The organism is Arthrobacter sp. efr-133-R2A-63 (assembly GCF_030209795.1).
Classification (GTDB): Bacteria; Actinomycetota; Actinomycetes; order Actinomycetales; family Micrococcaceae; genus Arthrobacter; species Arthrobacter bambusae_A.
In genome coordinates, this window is the sequence record NZ_JARVRG010000034.1 from 1 (window position 1) to 18409 (window position 18409).

The 18409-nt window shown below is 64.3% G+C and carries 13 protein-coding genes; 2 read left to right on the forward strand and 11 right to left on the reverse strand.

Annotated features, from left to right (window positions below; all coding sequences use genetic code 11):
* Positions 1-168: 168 nt before the first annotated feature.
* The 4 genes from rpsA to polA form a co-directional block, all read right to left on the reverse strand.
* The gene (rpsA, locus tag QRN45_RS18110) at positions 169-1644 is read right to left on the reverse strand and encodes a 30S ribosomal protein S1 (RefSeq protein ID WP_284764210.1); all 1476 of its coding nucleotides are present in this window, start codon (positions 1642-1644) and stop codon (positions 169-171) included.
* A gap of 167 nt (positions 1645-1811) precedes the next feature.
* Entirely contained in the window at positions 1812-2549 is a 738-nt protein-coding gene (locus QRN45_RS18115; protein ID WP_241707782.1) for a polysaccharide deacetylase family protein, read from the reverse strand.
* Between the two features lie 237 nt (positions 2550-2786).
* Positions 2787-4103, reverse strand: coding sequence for a GNAT family N-acetyltransferase (locus QRN45_RS18120; RefSeq protein WP_241707783.1), 1317 nt, complete (start codon positions 4101-4103; stop codon positions 2787-2789).
* Between the two features lie 87 nt (positions 4104-4190).
* Positions 4191-6833, reverse strand: a complete 2643-nt coding sequence (gene polA, locus QRN45_RS18125; protein WP_241707841.1) for a DNA polymerase I — start codon at positions 6831-6833, stop codon at positions 4191-4193.
* A 157-nt stretch (positions 6834-6990) separates the two neighbouring features.
* Here polA and QRN45_RS18130 point away from each other — a divergent pair, with 157 nt between their 5' ends.
* Positions 6991-7458 carry a hotdog fold thioesterase gene (locus QRN45_RS18130; RefSeq protein ID WP_241707784.1) on the forward strand — a complete coding sequence of 156 codons (468 nt, stop codon included), beginning with the start codon at positions 6991-6993 and terminating at the stop codon, positions 7456-7458.
* On the opposite strand, the gene QRN45_RS18135 is transcribed toward QRN45_RS18130, so the two are convergent.
* The 7 genes from QRN45_RS18135 to QRN45_RS18165 form a co-directional block, all read right to left on the reverse strand.
* Positions 7411-8007 carry a dihydrofolate reductase family protein gene (locus QRN45_RS18135; protein ID WP_241707785.1) on the reverse strand — a complete coding sequence of 199 codons (597 nt, stop codon included), beginning with the start codon at positions 8005-8007 and terminating at the stop codon, positions 7411-7413. The genes QRN45_RS18130 and QRN45_RS18135 overlap by 48 nt on opposite strands.
* Positions 8008-8043: 36 nt before the next feature.
* Complete coding sequence (locus QRN45_RS18140) at positions 8044-8265, reverse strand: hypothetical protein (protein ID WP_241707786.1); 222 nt, start codon at positions 8263-8265, stop codon at positions 8044-8046.
* Positions 8262-9476 carry an inorganic phosphate transporter gene (locus tag QRN45_RS18145; protein ID WP_264636487.1) on the reverse strand — a complete coding sequence of 405 codons (1215 nt, stop codon included), beginning with the start codon at positions 9474-9476 and terminating at the stop codon, positions 8262-8264. Before QRN45_RS18145 ends, QRN45_RS18140 begins: the two co-directional genes overlap by 4 nt.
* A gap of 169 nt (positions 9477-9645) precedes the next feature.
* Positions 9646-10143: an HAD domain-containing protein gene (locus tag QRN45_RS18150; RefSeq protein ID WP_241707788.1), complete on the reverse strand. Its 498-nt coding sequence runs from the start codon at positions 10141-10143 to the stop codon at positions 9646-9648.
* Between the two features lie 54 nt (positions 10144-10197).
* The gene (locus QRN45_RS18155) at positions 10198-14352 is read right to left on the reverse strand and encodes a Pls/PosA family non-ribosomal peptide synthetase (protein ID WP_284764212.1); all 4155 of its coding nucleotides are present in this window, start codon (positions 14350-14352) and stop codon (positions 10198-10200) included.
* Positions 14353-14398: 46 nt separating this feature from the next.
* The gene (locus QRN45_RS18160) at positions 14399-15799 is read right to left on the reverse strand and encodes a diaminobutyrate--2-oxoglutarate transaminase family protein (RefSeq protein WP_241707790.1); all 1401 of its coding nucleotides are present in this window, start codon (positions 15797-15799) and stop codon (positions 14399-14401) included.
* Positions 15800-15908: 109 nt separating this feature from the next.
* Positions 15909-17207: an aspartate kinase gene (locus QRN45_RS18165; protein ID WP_308196773.1), complete on the reverse strand. Its 1299-nt coding sequence runs from the start codon at positions 17205-17207 to the stop codon at positions 15909-15911.
* A 298-nt stretch (positions 17208-17505) separates the two neighbouring features.
* Between QRN45_RS18165 and kynA the strand changes: the two genes are divergently transcribed.
* Positions 17506-18390, forward strand: coding sequence for a tryptophan 2,3-dioxygenase (kynA, locus tag QRN45_RS18170; protein ID WP_264636489.1), 885 nt, complete (start codon positions 17506-17508; stop codon positions 18388-18390).
* The last annotated feature ends 19 nt before the right edge of the window (positions 18391-18409 follow it).

Consider the following 18409-nt stretch of genomic DNA (forward strand, 5'->3'; position numbering starts at 1 on the left):
GGGTATATGCCCAGTCCTTGCTGCGAACGATGGGCATGTCCCGTGGGGACCCGGGCAAGAGCAACCCGGGCAGGAGTAGGACAGGGTTAAACAAAAGCGGCTCCTGCGATTCGTGAATGAATCGCAGGAGCCGCTTTGATCCGGCCCGGAAATCCGGGCCGGGGGCAATTAGTTGCCGGTCAGCTTCTCGCGCAGAGCTGCGAGGGCCTCGTCGGATGCCAGGGTGCCCGAGTTGGACTCGGCGACAGCCGGCTCGGAAGAGTAGCTGGTGGTACCGGAGTCGCTCTCGCCGGAAGCGGCAGCAGCGGCGTCGTCAGCAGCGTGCTGGGAAACCTGCTTCTTGTGAGCTTCCCAACGTGCCTGGGCGTCAGCGTACTGCTGCTCCCAAGCGGCGCGCTGCGTCTCGTAGCCCTCGAGCCATTCGTTCGACTCGGGGTCGAAGCCCTCGGGGTACTTGTAGTTGCCCTCTTCGTCGTACTCAGCGGCCATGCCGTACAGAGCCGGGTCGAACTCGGTGCTGTCAGCGTCAACGCCCTCGTTAGCCTGCTTGAGGGAGAGGGAGATGCGGCGGCGCTCGAGGTCGATGTCGATGACCTTGACGAAGAGCTCGTCGCCAACAGAGACGACCTGCTCAGCAAGCTCAACGTGGCGGACAGCCAGCTCGGAGATGTGGACGAGGCCTTCGATGCCGTCTTCGACGCGAACGAACGCACCGAACGGAACCAGCTTGGTGACCTTACCCGGAACAACCTGGCCAAGGGCGTGGGTGCGGGCGAAGGTCTGCCACGGGTCTTCCTGCGTAGCCTTGAGGGACAGGGACACGCGCTCGCGGTCCAGATCCACTTCGAGGACCTCGACGGTGACTTCCTGGCCGACCTCGACAACCTCGGACGGGTGGTCGATGTGCTTCCAGGACAGCTCGGAAACGTGAACCAGACCGTCTACGCCGCCAAGGTCCACGAATGCACCGAAGTTGACGATGGAGGAAACGACGCCGGGACGAACCTGGCCCTTTTCCAGCTTGTTGAGGAACGTGGAGCGAACCTCGGACTGGGTCTGCTCGAGCCACGCACGGCGGGAAAGAACAACGTTGTTGCGGTTCTTGTCCAGCTCGATGATCTTGGCTTCGATCTGCTGACCGATGTACGGAGCAAGGTCGCGGACGCGGCGCATCTCGACGAGGGATGCGGGCAGGAAGCCGCGCAGGCCGATGTCGAGGATAAGACCACCCTTGACAACCTCGATGACGGTACCGGTGACGACACCGTCTTCTTCCTTGACCTTTTCGATGTCGCCCCAGGCACGCTCGTACTGAGCACGCTTCTTGGAGAGAATCAGTCGGCCTTCTTTGTCTTCCTTGGTGAGCACCAGGGCTTCGACCTGATCGCCAACGGAGACGACGTCCCCGGGGTCGACATCGTGCTTGATGGAAAGCTCACGGGAAGGGATGACACCTTCGGTCTTGTAACCGATGTCGAGCAGAACTTCGTCGCGGTCAACCTTGACGACGATACCTTCGACGAGGTCTCCGTCGTTGAAGTACTTGATGGTGGCGTCGACAGCTGCGAGGAAGTCCTCAGCGGTACCGATGTCGTTGATCGCGACTACGGGGGTACCGGGCTTCTCGGTGGAGGTGATGGTCATGTAGTAGGGGCTCCGTTGTGGATAGAGTATCGGTCAGGCAAACCGCCCGCTTTCCGTCGCCGGTCCGCAGGACACGGCAAAACGCCGGGTCATCCTGAATTGTGGATTGTAAATTTGCGCGCAAGTAGTATGCGCCCGTTCATTCTAGTCGTTCGCCTCAAGGAGGGTCAAAGCGGCAGCGTGTCACCAAGCCGCGCGAACGTCACGCCACGGTCCATCAGGCTTGGGAGGGCTCGTGCATATCCCTCAGCGGTGCCGCTCGTGGGCTGGTTGAAATGCGAGATCACAATGTGGCCGGCGCCCCGGCCTGCGGCGATTTTTCCCACCTCGCCCGCGACCGTCGGGGCCGGGAAGGTCGCGCCGCCGTCGCCATTCACCGTGAAGCTCACCGGAACCAGTCCGAGGGAATTGGTGATCGCTGCCGCGACGTCGTCATAGTAGGCGGTTCCCGCCCTGAAGAAGCGGGGAGCCTTGCCGCAGAGCCGCTCCATGACTTCCTGGTTGCCCATGATTTCGTCATAAACCTCGCCGGCGTTGGACGTGCCGGTGATGCCGTATGCCGAGCGCCCGCTGACCGAAAGGGGCTGGTGCCGGAAGCCGTGGTTGCCGAGCTCGAACAAGGGATCGGCCGCGAGATCAGCCGCCAGCCCGGGGTTCGCCTTGATCCAGCGACCGTTGACAAACAGCGTGGCGGGAACGTTGAACTTGCGCAGGGTCTGGAGAAGGCGGTGATCGCATTCCGAACCGTTCGGACCACCGCAAGCATCAAACGTCAGGACCGCATGAGGGGACGTTGTCTTCGACACCACGCCGACGACGTCGAGCCCCCATTGGACGGGCTTGCGCCTGGAGTATTCGGCCACAACCTGGGATCTCGACGGCAGCGCGGGCCGCGTTTCGGGCACGACCGGATGCTGGCCTATATCCTCCACGACCGGCGCTGAACCCGACGCGGGGCGGGATGCGGGTGCAGCTGCCGGTTGTTGGGCGCAAGCCGCCAGGCCGGTTACTGCGAGTCCGGCGGCAGCCGCCAGCAACGACCGCCGGCCCGGCAGCCCTGATGGGCCGGAGGAGTGTCCCCCCGGCTGGAATTCCCCCATGGAATCCTCTTCTGTTGGTTGGTTCTGCGTACGGAGATGTGCCTAGAAGTGTGTGAGGCAATGGGCCGGACGTTCGACGGCGAACATGTGCTGGGCAGCCAATGCTGCTCCGGGCGTGTGCTCGCGGATCCGGCCTGCCGAAGCCAAGATTACAGGACTGACGGCGCCCAGAAAGACCGACCCCAAATCCGTGACATCCATGCTCAGGTCCGGGCTCATGTCCTGGCTCCCGCCACCCGCCTCCCTGACGGTTACGACGCCGCCGTCGGACGTCAATTCCCACGTACCGTCGGCAAAACCCAGCGCGTCCCTGACTTGCAGCACCAACCGCCCGTCGGCCCCGTAGCGCCGTGCCGACAGGGCTTCCGGGACGTCCAGGACGCGCAGCCACAACATGTCGCGGTAGTCGGATGACGTGACGCAGCGCCCGTCCACGAGCGCCCACGCGAGAGGGTCTTCAACGGGCGCGTCAGGCCAGGAGACCTGGTCGACGAGGTCCAGGCTGCCCAGGAACTGCCACAATTCCAGGTAGGCGGAGTCCGACGCGGCGACGAGGTCCACGATTTCCACCGTGTATGGCTTCGTATCCCAACCGGCGAACTTGTAGGAGACGTAGCCGTCAACTGTGGCGTCCGGTGCGTAGTGGAGCGCACATTTGATGGCTCTGTCCTCGCTGCCGTCGCGCTTCATGGCCCCGGACACGTGATGGCGGTAGGAGTCCTGCCTCACGATGGACCCCGGCGTACGGTGGTGAACCTGTCCGAAAACCTCGGGCGCGAGTTCGAGGAGGACCTTGGGATCCGCGATCTCCACCCGGCCAACGGGCTCGTGCCGGATGCGGAATTTCGGACCGGTGTCCACCTTGATGCTGCGCTCGAAGGTTGCGACGCCGAAGCCGAAGCGGCCGTAGATGGACGCCTCGGATGCGGTCAGGGCGGCCATGGCGAAGCCATCGTCCTTGGCATCGGCGAGATCCGCGGTCATCATTCCCCGTAGGATGCCATGGCGCCGGTGCGTCCCGCGGACGGTGACGGCGGTGATCTGGCGGGTCCGCAGTTCCTGGCCGAAGCCGACATTCAGTTTGTTTTCCAGCGTTCCAAAGGTAGCCACCGGAAACCCCGGGTTGAGCGCGTGCAAGGGTGGTTCTTCGTTGACGTAGACGCCGGTCAGCTCGCGGTTGTCCGCTTGGTACATCGCGAGGATCTTGTCGATGAGCTCATCGCTTCGCTGCTCGTCGTGGAATCCGAAGCCGACGGCGCGGAGCCACTCACGTGCTTGTCCGTAGTCCGGGTTGTCCTTTCCGACGGAACGAAAGCGCTTGACGTTGTATTTTTCGTTGGTTTCCCTGGGATCAGCCACGTCCCGAGCCTAGCCAGACAGCATGGGGGCACGCCACCATCCCGGCGGCGTGCCCCGTTGAAGCCTGCAACCAGGCCGGTGCGCCTGCTAGTGCCCGGCGTCGTACCAGCTGGAGCCGACGCCTACCTGCACGTCCAGTGGCACCGTGAGCCGGGCCGCCGTCCCCATTTGTTCAGTGACGAGTTTTTCGACGGCTTCGCGTTCGCCGTGCGCCACCTCGAGCACGAGTTCGTCATGGACCTGAAGCAGCATCCGGGACTTGAGTCCCTGGCTGGTGAGCTCGGCCGAAACGCCGAGCATGGCCCGCTTCATGAGGTCCGCCGCCGAACCCTGGATCGGCGAGTTCAGTGCAATGCGTTCGGCGATCTCACGGTGCTGGCGGTCCGTGCTGGTCAGGTCCGGAAGATAGCGACGGCGGCCCTCGATCGTGGCGGTGTAACCATCGATCCGGGCCTGCTCCACCACGCCGCGCAGATAGTCGCGCACGGCGCCGAAGCGGTCGAAGTAGTCCTTCATGAGGGTCCTGGCTTCGTCGACCGAGATTTCCAGCTGCTTGGACAGGCCGAACGAGGTCAAGCCATACGCCAATCCATAGGACATGGCTTTGACCTTGGACCGCATGGCACTCGTGACGTCTTCCGGTGCCACGTTGAAGATGTGCGAGCCGACGTAGCGGTGCAGGTCCTCACCCTCCTTGTACGCCTCGATGAGTCCTTCGTCCCCGGACAGGTGGGCCATGATGCGCATTTCGATCTGCGAGTAGTCGGCCGACAGCAGGCATTCGTAGCCCTCGCTGACGACGAAGATCCCGCGCACGCGCCGGCCTTCCTCACTGCGCACCGGGATGTTCTGCAGGTTGGGGTTGTTGGAGGAAATGCGTCCGGTGGCCGCGACGTTCTGCGCGTACGTGGTGTGGATGCGGCCGTCCTCTGCCACCGATTTCTTGAGAGTCTCCAGCATTTGGGCCAGCTTGGAGGATTCGCGGTGGGCCATGAGCTGAACCAGGAACTCGTGGCCGGTCTTCTCCAGGAGGGCCTTCAGCGAGGCGGCGTCCGTTGTGTAGCCGGACTTGATCTTCTTGGTTTTGGGCAAGCCGAGTTCTTCGAAGAGGACCGTCTGGAGCTGCTTGGGCGAACCGAGGTTGACCTCGTGGCCGATTGCGGCAAATGCCTGCTCCTGGGCGTTGTCGATGACCTTGGCGAGGTCAGCGAGCTGCTCGTTCAGCCGCTCCGTGGAGATGGCGATGCCCGAGAGCTCCATCTGGGCCAGGACCCGTGCGACCGGCAGTTCCAGAGTGGTCAGGAGCGCCTCGGCCTTGCGTTCCGCGAGCTCGCTTTCGAAGTGCTTGCTCAGCGCGTGCACGACGGCGGCCTGCTGGACGAGCGCGCTGGCTGCGGCACCGTCCGGCCCATCGCCGAATTCGAGTTCCAGCTGCCCTGTTGGCGCCGCCGCAGCCGCGACAGTGATCCTCAAGTGGTGCTGGGCGAGTTCGGCGAGCTCATAGCTGCGGCGGTCCGGCTGGATCAGGTAGCCCGAAATGGCGGTGTCGTCCACCACGCCTTCCAGGCCAAGTCCCCGATGGTGCAAGGCCTTCAGGGCGTCCTTGAACTCGTGCATGACCTTGGCCTCTTCGGGATCACGCAGCCACTTGGCCAGGACGGCATCGGCCGCCGCGTCCAGGGACGACAGCTCGATGTAGGCAGCCCCGTTGGACCGCACGATGGCCAGGGCAGCGGCGTCGTCGCCAATCCGTCCCGGAACCAACTGCACGGCGACCGCGGCACGGCTCCCCGCACCCCCCGCGAAGAAGGCCTCCAGGGCGGCTGCGTCTTCCAGGACCGCGTAGTCGGGCGCGTCGATGGTTTCGGCAGGCGCGCCGGCGGTGTCATCGCCGTAGAGAGCGAACAGCCGGGCGCGGAGGGTCCTGAATTCGAGGGTGTCGAAGAGCGTCTCGACCTCTTGGCGATTAGGACGCGGCTCCTCGAGTTCGGCGAGCGTCACAGGGAGCTCAAGGTCGCCCAGGAGCTGGTTGAGGCGGCGATTGCGCTTGACGGCGTCGATGTTTTCCCGGAGGGCTCCACCGACCTTGCCGCCGATGGAATCCAGGTTCTCCAGGATCCCTTCCAGGCCGCCGTAAAGGTTGATCCACTTGGCTGCGGTCTTGGGGCCGACGCCGGGAACGCCGGCGAGGTTGTCGGCGGACTCCCCTACCAGCGCGGCGAGATCGGAGTAGCGGGAGGGGGGAACGAAGTACTTCTCTTCGATGGCTGCCGCGTCCATGCGGGGAATGTTGGAAACCCCCTGTTTCGGGTACAGGACGAACACGTTGTCTGTAATGAGCTGGAAAGCGTCACGGTCCCCCGAAACCAGGAGGACTTCGTAACCTGCGGCCTCGCCCCGTGCCGCGAGCGTGGCGAGGATGTCATCGGCCTCGTAGCCGGGCATCTTGATGGTCTTGATCCCCCAGGCCGCCATGACCTGGTCGATGAGATCGATCTGCCCGCGGAATTCCGGGGGCGTTTCGTTGCGGCCACCCTTGTATTCGCTGTACTCCGCCTTGCGGAACGTCGTGTCGTCCGAGACGTCGAAGGCCACTGCAACGTGGGTGGGCTTCTGGTCCTTGATCAGGTTGATCAACATCGAGGTGAAGCCATGCACGGCGTTGGTATGCTGGCCCGAGGAAGTGGCGAAGTTCTCAGCCGGCAGGGCATAGAACGCCCGGAACGCCATCGAGTGTCCATCGAGGACCAGAAGCCTCGGGCGGCCAGCCGCCGCGGTGCCCGCAATGGTTGCCGAAGGGTCTGGTGCCGTTGCGGTGGCAGTTGACGTTGACGTTGGAACTGAGTCCGGTTTGGTTGTTTCGCTCACAGGTGCCAGCCTAGTTGCCATGATGGACAATTTCACGCCGGGCCCGTTCACTGACGAACTCAATGCGGCCGGCGTTCCGCCGGAGTTGCACGGTTGGCTTTCCCGTTACGGGGTGGGGTCGCTCGTGGCGAAGATGGGCATCAGGTTCCTTGAGCTCGGGCCGGAACGGACCGTGGCCACCATGCCGGTGGAGGGAAACACCCAGGTTGCCGGCATCCTCCACGGCGGAGCCCATGTGGTTCTCGCCGAAACCTTGGGCTCCTTCGCGGCGGCCCTGCATGCAGGAGCCGGACGCCACGTGGTGGGAATCGAGGTGGGCGCAACCCATCATCGCTCCATAGCGGCCGGCCTGGTCACCGGCACATGCACGGCCATCCACTTGGGCGGTACGCTCGCCACCCATGAAATTGTCATGACCGACGAACACGGCCGGCGACTGTCAACGGCCCGGATCACCAACATGATCCGGGAGAACAGGGTCCGCTGACCCGGCACGGGCCGGGAACCGGTAGCGCATCTCGACTGCTGCGGCACCGAGGGTGCGGGACGAGACCAACTCGAGCGGCGCCGTCGGGCTCTCGACCGGCAAAAGGCGCTTGCCCGTACCCAAGGCGACGGGGATGAGGGTGACAATCATCTCGTCCAGCAGGCCTGCCTTGGCGAACTGCGCCACCAGGTTCCCACCGCCAACCAGCCACACGTTCTTGTCACCGGCGTCGGCAATCAGGTCCGGTGCGAATTCCGCGACCTCGCCGCGCACGAAGGTGACGTCCGCGCCGGGCGGCGCTGCATACTCGCGGTGGGTGAAGATCCAGCATGGAACACCCGGATAGGGCCATTTGCCCGGTTCGTGCTCCATGAGCCAGCGATAGGTCTGGCCACCCATGACGATGCAGCCGATGCCCGCCATGAAGTCTTCGTAGCTCTCGGTGACGCCCTCGGCCTCTTCGAACTGGAGCAGCCAGCCGAGATCGTCTTCTTTCGTGGCGATGAACCCGTCAAGCGAGGATGCCACGTAGTACTGGAAGTCCGCCATGGCACCACCCTACCCATGAGGCAGCGGGGTTCCCAGCTACTTCGTGAAGTACGGAACGATCAGATAGATCCCGAAAAGCACGGCAATTCCACAGGCCGCGAAACACGCGTACGCCAGGGTCCGGACCATGGCCGGGGACTTCTGCCGGGCGTCGCCCGCGACGGCAGTGAGCCGGACGCCGAGCGAATACAGCACCACGAGGACCACGGCGGCGACGAGGGTCGCGCCGGCCACCTGAACCAGATCCAACCACTTCATGCCTGGATGTCCTCACTCGTGCTTTTGCTCGGACTTTGTTTTTTGGCGTTCTTCTTGCGGAAGCGGACGGCGGTGCCGGCTTCCTCGACTTCGACGGCGTTGTGGTGGCCCACGTGCGACTTCCTCGAGTAGATGAACATGTAGACGACGACGGCGGTGCCCACAACGGCGGCGATCACCACGCCAGCGGTGCCGGTGCCGATGAGGAACGCGGTCAAGGCGCCCACGATCGCGGCCGCGGGGAGGGTGAAGAGCCAGCCTGTGGCGATGCGCCCGACAGTTCCCCAGCGCACCGTGGTGCCTTTGCGTCCGAGACCCGAGCCGATGACCGAGCCGGAGGCCACCTGTGTGGTGGACAGCGCGAAGCCGAGGTGGGAGGACGCGAGGATGGCCGAAGCGGTGCTGGCTTCCGCGGAGAAGCCCTGGGCCGGCTTGACGTCGGTCAGCCCGGACCCCATGGTCCGGATGATGCGCCAGCCGCCGGCGTAGGTTCCGATGGCGATGGCAAGCGCGCAGGCCCCGATGACCCAGAGCTGGGGTCCGCTTCCGGCGGGCTGGGTTCCGGCGGCGATCAGCACGAGGGTGATGATGCCCATGGTCTTTTGCGCGTCATTGGTGCCGTGGGCCAGCGCGACAAGGCTGGAGGTGAAGATCTGGCCGGTTCGGAACCCGCCGCGCTTCTGGGTCAGCTTGTCGCCGGTTTCGGGGTCGTGGCGTGACGTCAGGGCGTAGGCCAGTTTGGTGCATATATAGGCGACGGCCCCCGCCAGCAGCGGCGAGAAGACGGCGGGAAGGATGACCTTCTGGAGCACGGTGTCGAAGTTGACGGCGTTGAATCCGATGCCGACGATCGCCGCACCGATGAGGCCGCCGAAGAGAGCGTGCGAAGAACTGGACGGCAGCCCCTTGAGCCACGTGAACATGTTCCACAGGACCGCTCCCATCAGCCCGGCGAAGATGATTTCCGGCGTGATGTGGACACCGTCCGTGCCCTCGCGGATCAGGCCTCCCGATATGGTCTTTGCCACCTCGGTCGACAGGAACGCGCCCACGAGGTTGAGCACCGCGGCCAAGGCGACAGCCGTTTTGGGCTTGATGGCCCCTGTGGCAATCGGAGTCGCCATGGCGTTCGCAGTGTCGTGGAACCCGTTGGTGAAGTCAAAAAATAAGGCCAGCGCTATGACAAGCGCGACCATGAAGGTGATTCCCACCTGGTGCCCAATCTGCAGAGTCGACGATGCGCAGTTCCACTTCCCCGGGGCCTGCCTGACGCAAAACAGTTCAGCAGGCGTTCATCTGACTGTACTGGCGGAATTAACTATGGCGGGCGTGGAACCCTAAGAATCCTACGTGCCATTGACGGCAGGGCCAAACATCGAATCATCCAAGGAATTGCCGAACAGCCTCGATATCTCGCCGCGACAGGCCCCGCCGCGGGTCCGGTGAGATCCAAAGCACACGGGGGCCGAGGAATTCCGCCCAGGACCGTGCCGCGGCTTCATGGTTCAACTGGTCATCCATCCACACGATGCGTTCGGCTCCGGATTCTTGGACGTCCTTTTGCAAAACGTCGAACTTCCACCAATCGGCGGTCTGGTCCCAACCGTCGCTCGTCAGGACGGGCCAGTGCTTACCGTGGAGGCCGATGGCCGGGCACAGGAACTCAGGGGCGAGCCGCTGCCACGTGGTCAGCCAGACAAACCTCGCCGCGGGATGCGCGGCCAGCTCGTTGAGCTCATCGACCAGTTCGGACGCGTAAACGACGTCAAGTATGCCGGCGTCGGCGATTTTCCATTCAGTACCCCAATCGGTGAAGCCCATGGGACCGAAGGGGTTCACCACGCCGTCGACGTCCAGATAGAGTGACACGCTGGTCATGCAACCCCCTCACCAGACGCGCCCATTAGGGCCAGCGTAAGCCACGCGCCGACGTTAGAGCAGTCCGGGGGCAGCCTTCCGGCTCAGCTCCCGTGCGGGATTGCCGCCGAAGATGCCGTAGGCGGGGATGTCCTCGCCCTTCATCAGGAACGAATCGCCTTCGAGCTCGGAACCTTCATGCATGGTGGTGCCATAGTGGACGAATGCACCCACCCCAAGCGTGCAGCCGATGCCCACGTTGATGGAATCGAGTTTGAAGGCGCCGTCCTCCATGGAGTGGCATTGCGCGACGGCGTAGGCGTTGAGGGTGCAGTAGTCACCGATGGTGACGAGGGTCCTTTCCGGGATCCCGCAACCGTCGTCGAAGACCTTCTTGCCCATCCGAACCCCCAGGATCCGCCAGATCACTGCTTTGAAGGGTGTGCCGTTGAACATTTGCACAATGCCCCCGGCGCCGAGTTTCCAGAAGCGCTCGTGCCGCCAGAAGGGCACTTCGTAGATGGAGCAAAACGTCGGCGAGAGCCTTCCAAATCCCAGGGATGCCCGCTCCACGAGGACCATCAGGGCGCCCGTGGTGACCACCATCGTTCCCACCGCGACCACCGCGGCGAGCCCTCCTGCGCTCGGGAGGAAGGCCTGCGAGCCCCAGGCAACGAGGAGGATCACATACAGTTCGACCCACCGGGCCAGCAGGTAGAGGATTACCGTGACGGTATTGTGCAGGTTCTTTGCCGGGATCCGGCGCCGTAGCTCCTCTGGCGTCCGGAACCGGTCAAAGGCGTTGTCACGGTCAACGGTGCGCGGTATTTCAAAGGGCGGTGAGCCCAGGAGGCCAACCCCCTCGCGGAGCGGACCGTCCAAAGGCACCATCGTCTTTGTTCCCAGGAGGCAGTTGTCCCCCATTCTGGCCCCGGCGGGATAGGCGATGTTGTTGCCGAAGAAGCTCCTGGCCCCGATGATGGTGGGGCTGAGGCGGAAAGCAGTGTTCGAATAGTCCGCATTGATGATCGAAAGGCCATCCGAGACCATGGTGCCGCTGCCGACAGTCGTCAGGGTGGGGCTGTCATGCTTCAGCCCCACGCCGAAATTGGATCCGGTCTGCACCAGGTCCGGCTGGTGGTAGCCCAGGACGTTCAGGTAGTAGACGATCAGGGAACTGTCACCGGTGAGCTGGAGGAGGGCTTTGAGGTTGGTCAGGCGCTGGGCTGTCCGCAAGAGTCCGAAGCGGACGCCGTACAGGGGGTAGTCCTTGCCCGGAACAAGAAGCAAGGCAATCAGCCTGGGAAGGGTGGCGGCGGCGGCGAACGCGGCCAGGATGCTGCCGAAAAGAAGGACGGCCGAGATCAGTAAAAGCGCTTCCCAGAAGAGCGGCCGGGTCGGGTTCGTTTCGCCCGTGGGGAGGAAGGCGAGCATGACGTCGACGACTCCAAGCCCGATGGAAGACACCAGGACCACGTGGACCAGTACGGTCCAGAAACTGAAACTGGCCCGGCGGGCGGTCCCGGAAGCGGCTTGTCCCGCCCTGCGGTAGCTGGTGCCGGTGGGCTCGGCCGGTGAGCCTGCCCAGGATGCGCCCGGCGGAACCGTCTGGAAGCGGTACAAGCAGGAGCTGTGCCCCAGTTGGGCGTCGTCGCCCATGGCGGTATCAATATCCAGGGTCGTCTGTTCGCCGATCAGGACATTGCGGCCCAAAGTGACGAGCCCTGTCTGGATCCGGCCGGCGTGGGCGCGGTAGCAATTGAACGTGGAATCCCTCCGGATCACTGTGTCCGCACCCACTGTCAGCAGGTCGGTGCATGCTGGAATCCTTGAGGAGAGGATCGTTACTCCCGGGCCGATCCTGGCCCCCAGAGCCCTGAGGTACAGGGGGAAGACCGGTGTCCCGACGAACAAGCGCACCGGGCTTGTGTTGACGAGAGTCTTGACGAACCAGAAGCGGACGTACCGCAAGGACCAGAGGGGGAACTCCTCGGCCTTCCACCGGCCGATGAGCGCCCATTTGAGCGCAATGGGCATGACTGCCAAGGCCAGGAACGATACGGTGCCGACGACGACGGAGCGGGCCGCGAGGACGCCGGGCTGCCGGGAGCCACCGATCCACTGTTCACCTGCGGAGGGGATGAGGACGACGAGGTAGGCGTAGGCCAGGCCCGCCAATGCCTGCAAAACCCCGCACAGCAGGTACTGGCCGGTCCCGACGCGCAGGAAGGGTTCAGCCGTCGCAATTTCCCGGCCCTCGACGTCGGCTCCCGCCGTCGATCCGACGCTCGCGGAGTCCAAGGCGGCCGACAGCGCGGCGATGGTCGGATGTGCATAAATTTCGCGCATCGAGACTGACGGTGGGTTGGCGACCTTGCGGACGTTGGCGCAGAAATGCGCCAACAACAGGGAGTTTGCCCCGAGATCGTTGAAGAAATTGGCGGTGGTGGAGACAGACGTGAGGTGGAGGGCCGAGGCCAAAGCGGGGGCGAGGATCCGTTCCGTGGGCGTCACCGGGCTGGTGTCGGCGACGCCTGTACTGACCGCGCGCGGGCCGGTGGGATCCGGCAGGCTCCTGCGGTCCACTTTCCCGCTGACCATCATCGGCATGGTCCGGAGGGACAGGAAATACGCTGGCACCATGTAGGCGGGGAGCCGCTCGCGCAGCCAGGCGCGGATGTCCCCGCCTTCCACCGTGGGTGCGTTGTGGTGCAGCGTGTAGTAGGCGGCAAGTTCCGTGATTCCCGGCTCGGGCTCCCAGGTTTTCACAACAGCCGCCGCCATCCCCGGCATCTGCAGGAGGACGCTTTCGATTTCGCTCAGCTCAACCCGATAGCCCCGGACCTTCACCTGCGTGTCGGTGCGGCCGTGGTACTCGATTTCGTCGTGGTCGTTGAACCGGCCAAGGTCGCCGGTGCGGTAGATGCGGTGGGACGGGTTGTCCTCGAGGCCGAGGAAATCCGGAATGAATGCCCTTTCAGTCAACTCGGGCCGGTTGATGTAGCCCCTGGCGAGCCCTACTCCCGCCAGGCCGATTTCGCCCAACTCGCCGTGGGCCAGGGCCCGGTCCTGGACGGGATCCAGGATGACTGCCGCATAGCCGGGCAGGGGCTTGCCCAGCGTCACGGGCTTGCCGGGCTCCGCCGTGCCCCAGGTCGCCGTCACTGTCGCTTCGGTTGGCCCGTAGACATTCAGGAAGCGCCGGCCGGGCCGGTGCCAGCGCGCCACAAGGTCCTCGGGGCAGGCTTCGCCGGAGACGAGCAGGAACCGCAGCCCGGGCACGTCGTCGTCGAGCGTGGCGAGCAGGGTCGGCACACAGCAAAGGGCGGTGATGTTCCGGGCCTCTATGAACTCGGCAAGGTCCGGCCCGAGGAGGTTGTTCCCGGGCGGTCGGGGAACCAAGGTGGCCCCCACCATCCATGGCACCCAGATCTCCTCCACGGAGAAGTCGAACGCCGTGGTCATGCCCTGGTAGACCCGGTCGCGGGCATCGTAGCCGTAGGTTTCGGCGGCGGTCCGCACGAAGTGGCAGATGCTGGCGTGGGCTATGGCCACTCCCTTGGGCCGCCCCGTGGATCCTGACGTGTAGATGATGTATGCCAGTCCGTTGGCCGGGGACTCCTCCCCGGCCCAGGCCAGTCGGGAGGCTTCGAACGCGGCAATGCGGCGGTCCTCCTTGTCCATGCGAACCGCGAGGGCTGCGCTCGCGGGCGGGAGGCTGTCCGCCAGGCGGGAGACAGTCAGGATCATGGTGACGTCGGCATCGGCGGCAATGTAGGCAATTCTCTCGGAGGGGAACGCCGGGTCGAGGGGCACGTAGACGGCATGGGCCTTGAGGACCGCAAGCATGGAGACATAGGACCGCACCGCGTCGTCGAACAGCAGTGCGATTTTGTCGCCCGGGCTTGCGCCGCGGGCCTGGAGGTAGCGGGCGAGGCGGTTGGCCCGGGCGTCCAGTTCTTCGTAGCTGAGTGATCCATCGGTCGTTTCCACTGCCGGATGATGGCTGCGGCCTTCGGCCCGTTGCCGGTCACACCGGTCCTCGAAGAGCTCCTCGAGCCGCTCGCCGGGGCTCCACCGGATGGTGGTGCCGTTTGTGATTTTGCCCGACGCCGTGGCGTCCGGTGCGCTGCCGAGGAGAACCGCAGCGCCGTCCCTTAGCTGGATCATGGGTCCGGCGCTTGTGGCCGTTTCGCCGGGGGTCCGGCCGTGGTCCGTATGCCTTCCCATCTTCCCCTCCTGGTCCCGCCAATGGGTCATGCCAATTCGTCGAGCCTTATCGGACTGCATCCGTCGTGGTCCTGCGTTCGGCCATGGCGCTTTGTTCGGCAATGGCGGCCAGCAGCAGCTCGCAGGCGGCATCGACGATTTCTACCGTGATGTTCAGCGGTGGCAGGAGCCGGACGACGCAGTCGTCGCGCCCTCCGCATTCGAGTATCAGGCCCCGCTCCAGGGCATTTCGCTGCACTGCCCGGGCCAGTCTTCCGGCAGGACGGCCTGTGTCCGGATCAGCGAGCTCGATTCCCCACATCAGCCCGCGGCCCCGAACTTCACGCACCCAGGGGTTGCTGGCCAAGGGCGCGAGAAGCCGGGCAATCTGCGCACCGCGGCTGCGGACGTTGCCAAGAACGTCGTCGCGCCGGATGATCTCGACGGCGGCAGCCCCGGCGGCGAAGGCCAGCTGGTTTCCACGGAATGTCCCGGTGTGGGCACCGGGGAGCCAGCGGTCAAGGTCCTTGTTGTAGATGATGAGGGCAACCGGGAGGCCTATCCCGCTCAGGGCCTTGGATGCCACGATGACGTCGGGCTCGATCCCGAACTGCTCGAACGCGAACCAGGTTCCGGTACGCCCGCAGCCCGTCTGGATCTCATCGATAATCAACGGGATATCCAGCTCACGCGTCACCCTGCGCACGGTTTGCGCGAATTCAATGGTGGCCGGTACGACTCCACCCTCGCCTTGGACCATTTCCATGATGACCGCCGCGGGAAGCGGGATGCCCCCGAGCGGGTCCTTGAGGGAGTGTTCGAGGAACTGGACACAATTGGTCGCGCAGGTCTCCGGGTTCAGGCCCACGGGACACTGGGCACAATAGGAATAGGGGAAGAAGTGCACTCCGGGTATCCCGTTCGCCACCGGCCGCTTCTGTTCGACCAGCCCGGTCAACGCCATCCCGACCGCGCTGCTGCCGTGGAATGCGCCCTGGAAGCAAATGACGTCCCCCCGCCCAGTGGCCGTCTTGCACAATTTGATGGCGGCATCCACGGCATTTGCACCGGTCGGTCCGCAGAAGTGGACCTTCATCCGTTCGGCGAGTCCGGGCGGAAGCATGGACAGCTGTGCCCGCACGAAGGCGTCCTTGGCCGGCGTCGGGAAATCAAGCCCATGACTCAGGTTCCGCACTTGTCCGGCCACCACCTCAACCAGTTCCGGGTGGCTGTGCCCCAAGGTCAAAACCCCGGCACCGGCCAGGAAGTCAAGGAAGACATTGTCATCGACGTCCCGCACGAACGCACCGGAACCTTCGGCAATCGCAATGGGAAGATGCCGTGGATAGGTGCGGGCGTTGGATTCTGTTCGTTCCTGGCGCGCCAACAATTCGGCTGATCTGGGTCCTGGCAAGGGTCCGGTGACATGTGCCGAGGTCAAGGTAGCCTGCTGCTGGTGTGTGTACATGGCGATCGGGTCCTTATCCGGGGGATCCGCGGTGGCGGATCGATGACTGGGCGCTTCCCGCGGCCTTGCCTGCGGCGCGGGGAGATGGGGGGCCGGTACTGCGGCCCCGCTATGGCGCGCTGACGGCCTCCTCTCCTGCCTGGTCATTTCCCGCGGGGTCCAGCCCGAAGGCCAACTGCACGGCGCGTTGTGCGTCCTCGAGCACCGCCACGCGGACGACGACGTCGATGCGGATGTCCGACGCAGAGATCAACTCGATCTCGGCTCCCGCGTCCGAAAGGGCCTTGAAGAGCCGTGAAAATACTTGGGCGTCAGTGCGCATGCCGAGCCCGATCAGCGAGAGCCTGCCGATCTGGCCGTCGTATTGGAGGTCCAGGAAGCCGATGGCCCCCTGGGCAGCGGACAAGGCCGCCCGGACGCGGAATCCGTCCCGGCTGGGAACCGCCAACGAAATATCGCTTCCGCCGGCGCGCACGGACGAGGTGCTTTGAACTGCCATGTCGACCTCGGCGCTCTCATCAGCCAGAAGCCCGAAGATTTCCGCGGACTTTCCCACGCCATCCGCGACGCCTATGACCTTCAGCTTCGCCACGGACGCGTCACAGAGAACCGCGGACACCACTGGCTGCTCCACGGCCGGAGCCCGTTCCCAGATGGGCCTGTGGTCCCAGTCCGACTCCTGGTCCTGGCCCGGGAGGATCAGCGTTCCCATGGCACGGCTGAAGGACGAACGCACGTGGATGGGGACGCCGAAACGGCGGGCATACTCGAGGCATCTGGTATGCACCACTTTGGAACCGGACGCAGCCAGCTCCAGCATTTCCTCGTTTGAAATGACGTCGATTTTCCGCGCGCGGGGAACCACCCGCGGGTCGGCCGTGTATACGCCGTCGACGTCGGTATAGATTTCGCACATGCCGGCGCCCAACGCTGCGGCCAAGGCGACGGCGGTGATGTCCGAACCGCCCCGGCCCAGGGTGGTGACTTCCCTCTTCTTGAGGCCCTTCCCCTGGAAACCAGCCACGATGGCAACCTCTTCGCGCTTCAAGCAAGCGCGGATACGGTGCGGGTCAACGTTGACGATGTGCGCTTTGCCGTGGACGCCGTCGGTAATCAGTCCGGCCTTTTTGCCGCTGAAGGTCCGGGAAGGCACGCCCAGCTCGGCCAAGGCAATCGCCAAAAGGGTCACGGAGATCCGTTCACCCGTGGTCAGCAACGCGTCGAGTTCGCCCGCCGGAGGACTGGGGCTGAGGGACACGGCCAGGTCAAGCAGTTCATCGGTGGTGTCGCCCATGGCCGAAACCACCACCACCAGCGGATGCCCGGCCTCGCGGGTCTCGGCGATCCGCCGGGCCACCCGTTTGATGGCCGCCGCGTCGGCGACCGAGGAGCCACCGTACTTTTGCACTATGAGGTCCCGGGCCCGAAGTTTTGTACGCGTACGAAGCGCCATCTGTTCGAGACCGGGGAATTGTTCTGATCCGTCTGCCTCCGGATGCCGACGGTCTGCTGGTAAATCCCGAATGCTGACTGTCTGCTGGTACATGGAGCCTCCTGGAGCCCGCATACCCCCCTGCCGATCTTACAACGTATGGACCGTGCGAGCGGTTCACGTAGGCAACAAAAAGCAGCCTTGGGAAGGCGGCTCAGGATGAACCTGAAATTCATAATCTTGACGTGCGTCACGCAAGTGATACGCTCAATGCATGGAAAACCGCACCGGCCACTCCGAAGAGACCATCAAGGCCACAAACATCCGGCCCATCGAGGATTCGGTCCGCACCGACTTCAGCCAGGCCATGTCCTATGGCGGGTATCTGGACCTTGACCGCCTCCTCACTGCCCAGCACCCGTTGAGCACCCCGGAGCACCATGACGAATTGCTGTTCATCATCCAGCACCAGACCAGCGAACTGTGGCTCAAGCTGATCCTGCATGAGCTTCTTGAAGCCCGACGGCTCCTCGATGTGGACAACCTTGCCAAGGCCCTCAAATGCATCGCCCGCGTCAAGGCGATCCAGCGGACCATGACCGAGCAGTGGTCCGTCCTGGGCACGCTCACTCCGCGCGAGTACTCCGAATTCCGGCGCTTCCTGGGCAGCTCTTCAGGGTTCCAGTCCCACCAGTACCGCGGCGTCGAGTTCCTGCTGGGCAACAAGAACCGCTCCATGCTGCGGGTCTTCGAGAGCGATCCCGCGGCGCACAGCCAGCTCACGACGCTGTTGGAGGAGCCGACCCTGTACGACGCCTTCCTCGCGGTGCTGGCGCGGGCCGGTTATGCCGTTCCGGCCGACATCCTGGACCGTGACACCAGCGAACCGTGGACGTTCCGGAAGGACCTGGTCCCGGTCTTCCAGGAGATTTACGAATCGGAAGCCACGCCATGGGGATTCTACGAAGCGTGCGAAGACCTCGTGGACATCGAGGACAACTTCCACGCCTGGCGCTTCCGCCACTTGCGGACCGTGCAACGGACCATCGGATTCAAGGTGGGCACGGGAGGCTCCTCCGGCGTCGACTTCCTCAAACGGGCCCTGGACCTGACTTTCTTCCCGGAGCTCTACGCCGTCCGCACCGAGATCGGCAACTGAGCCGCAATTCCAACCCGAG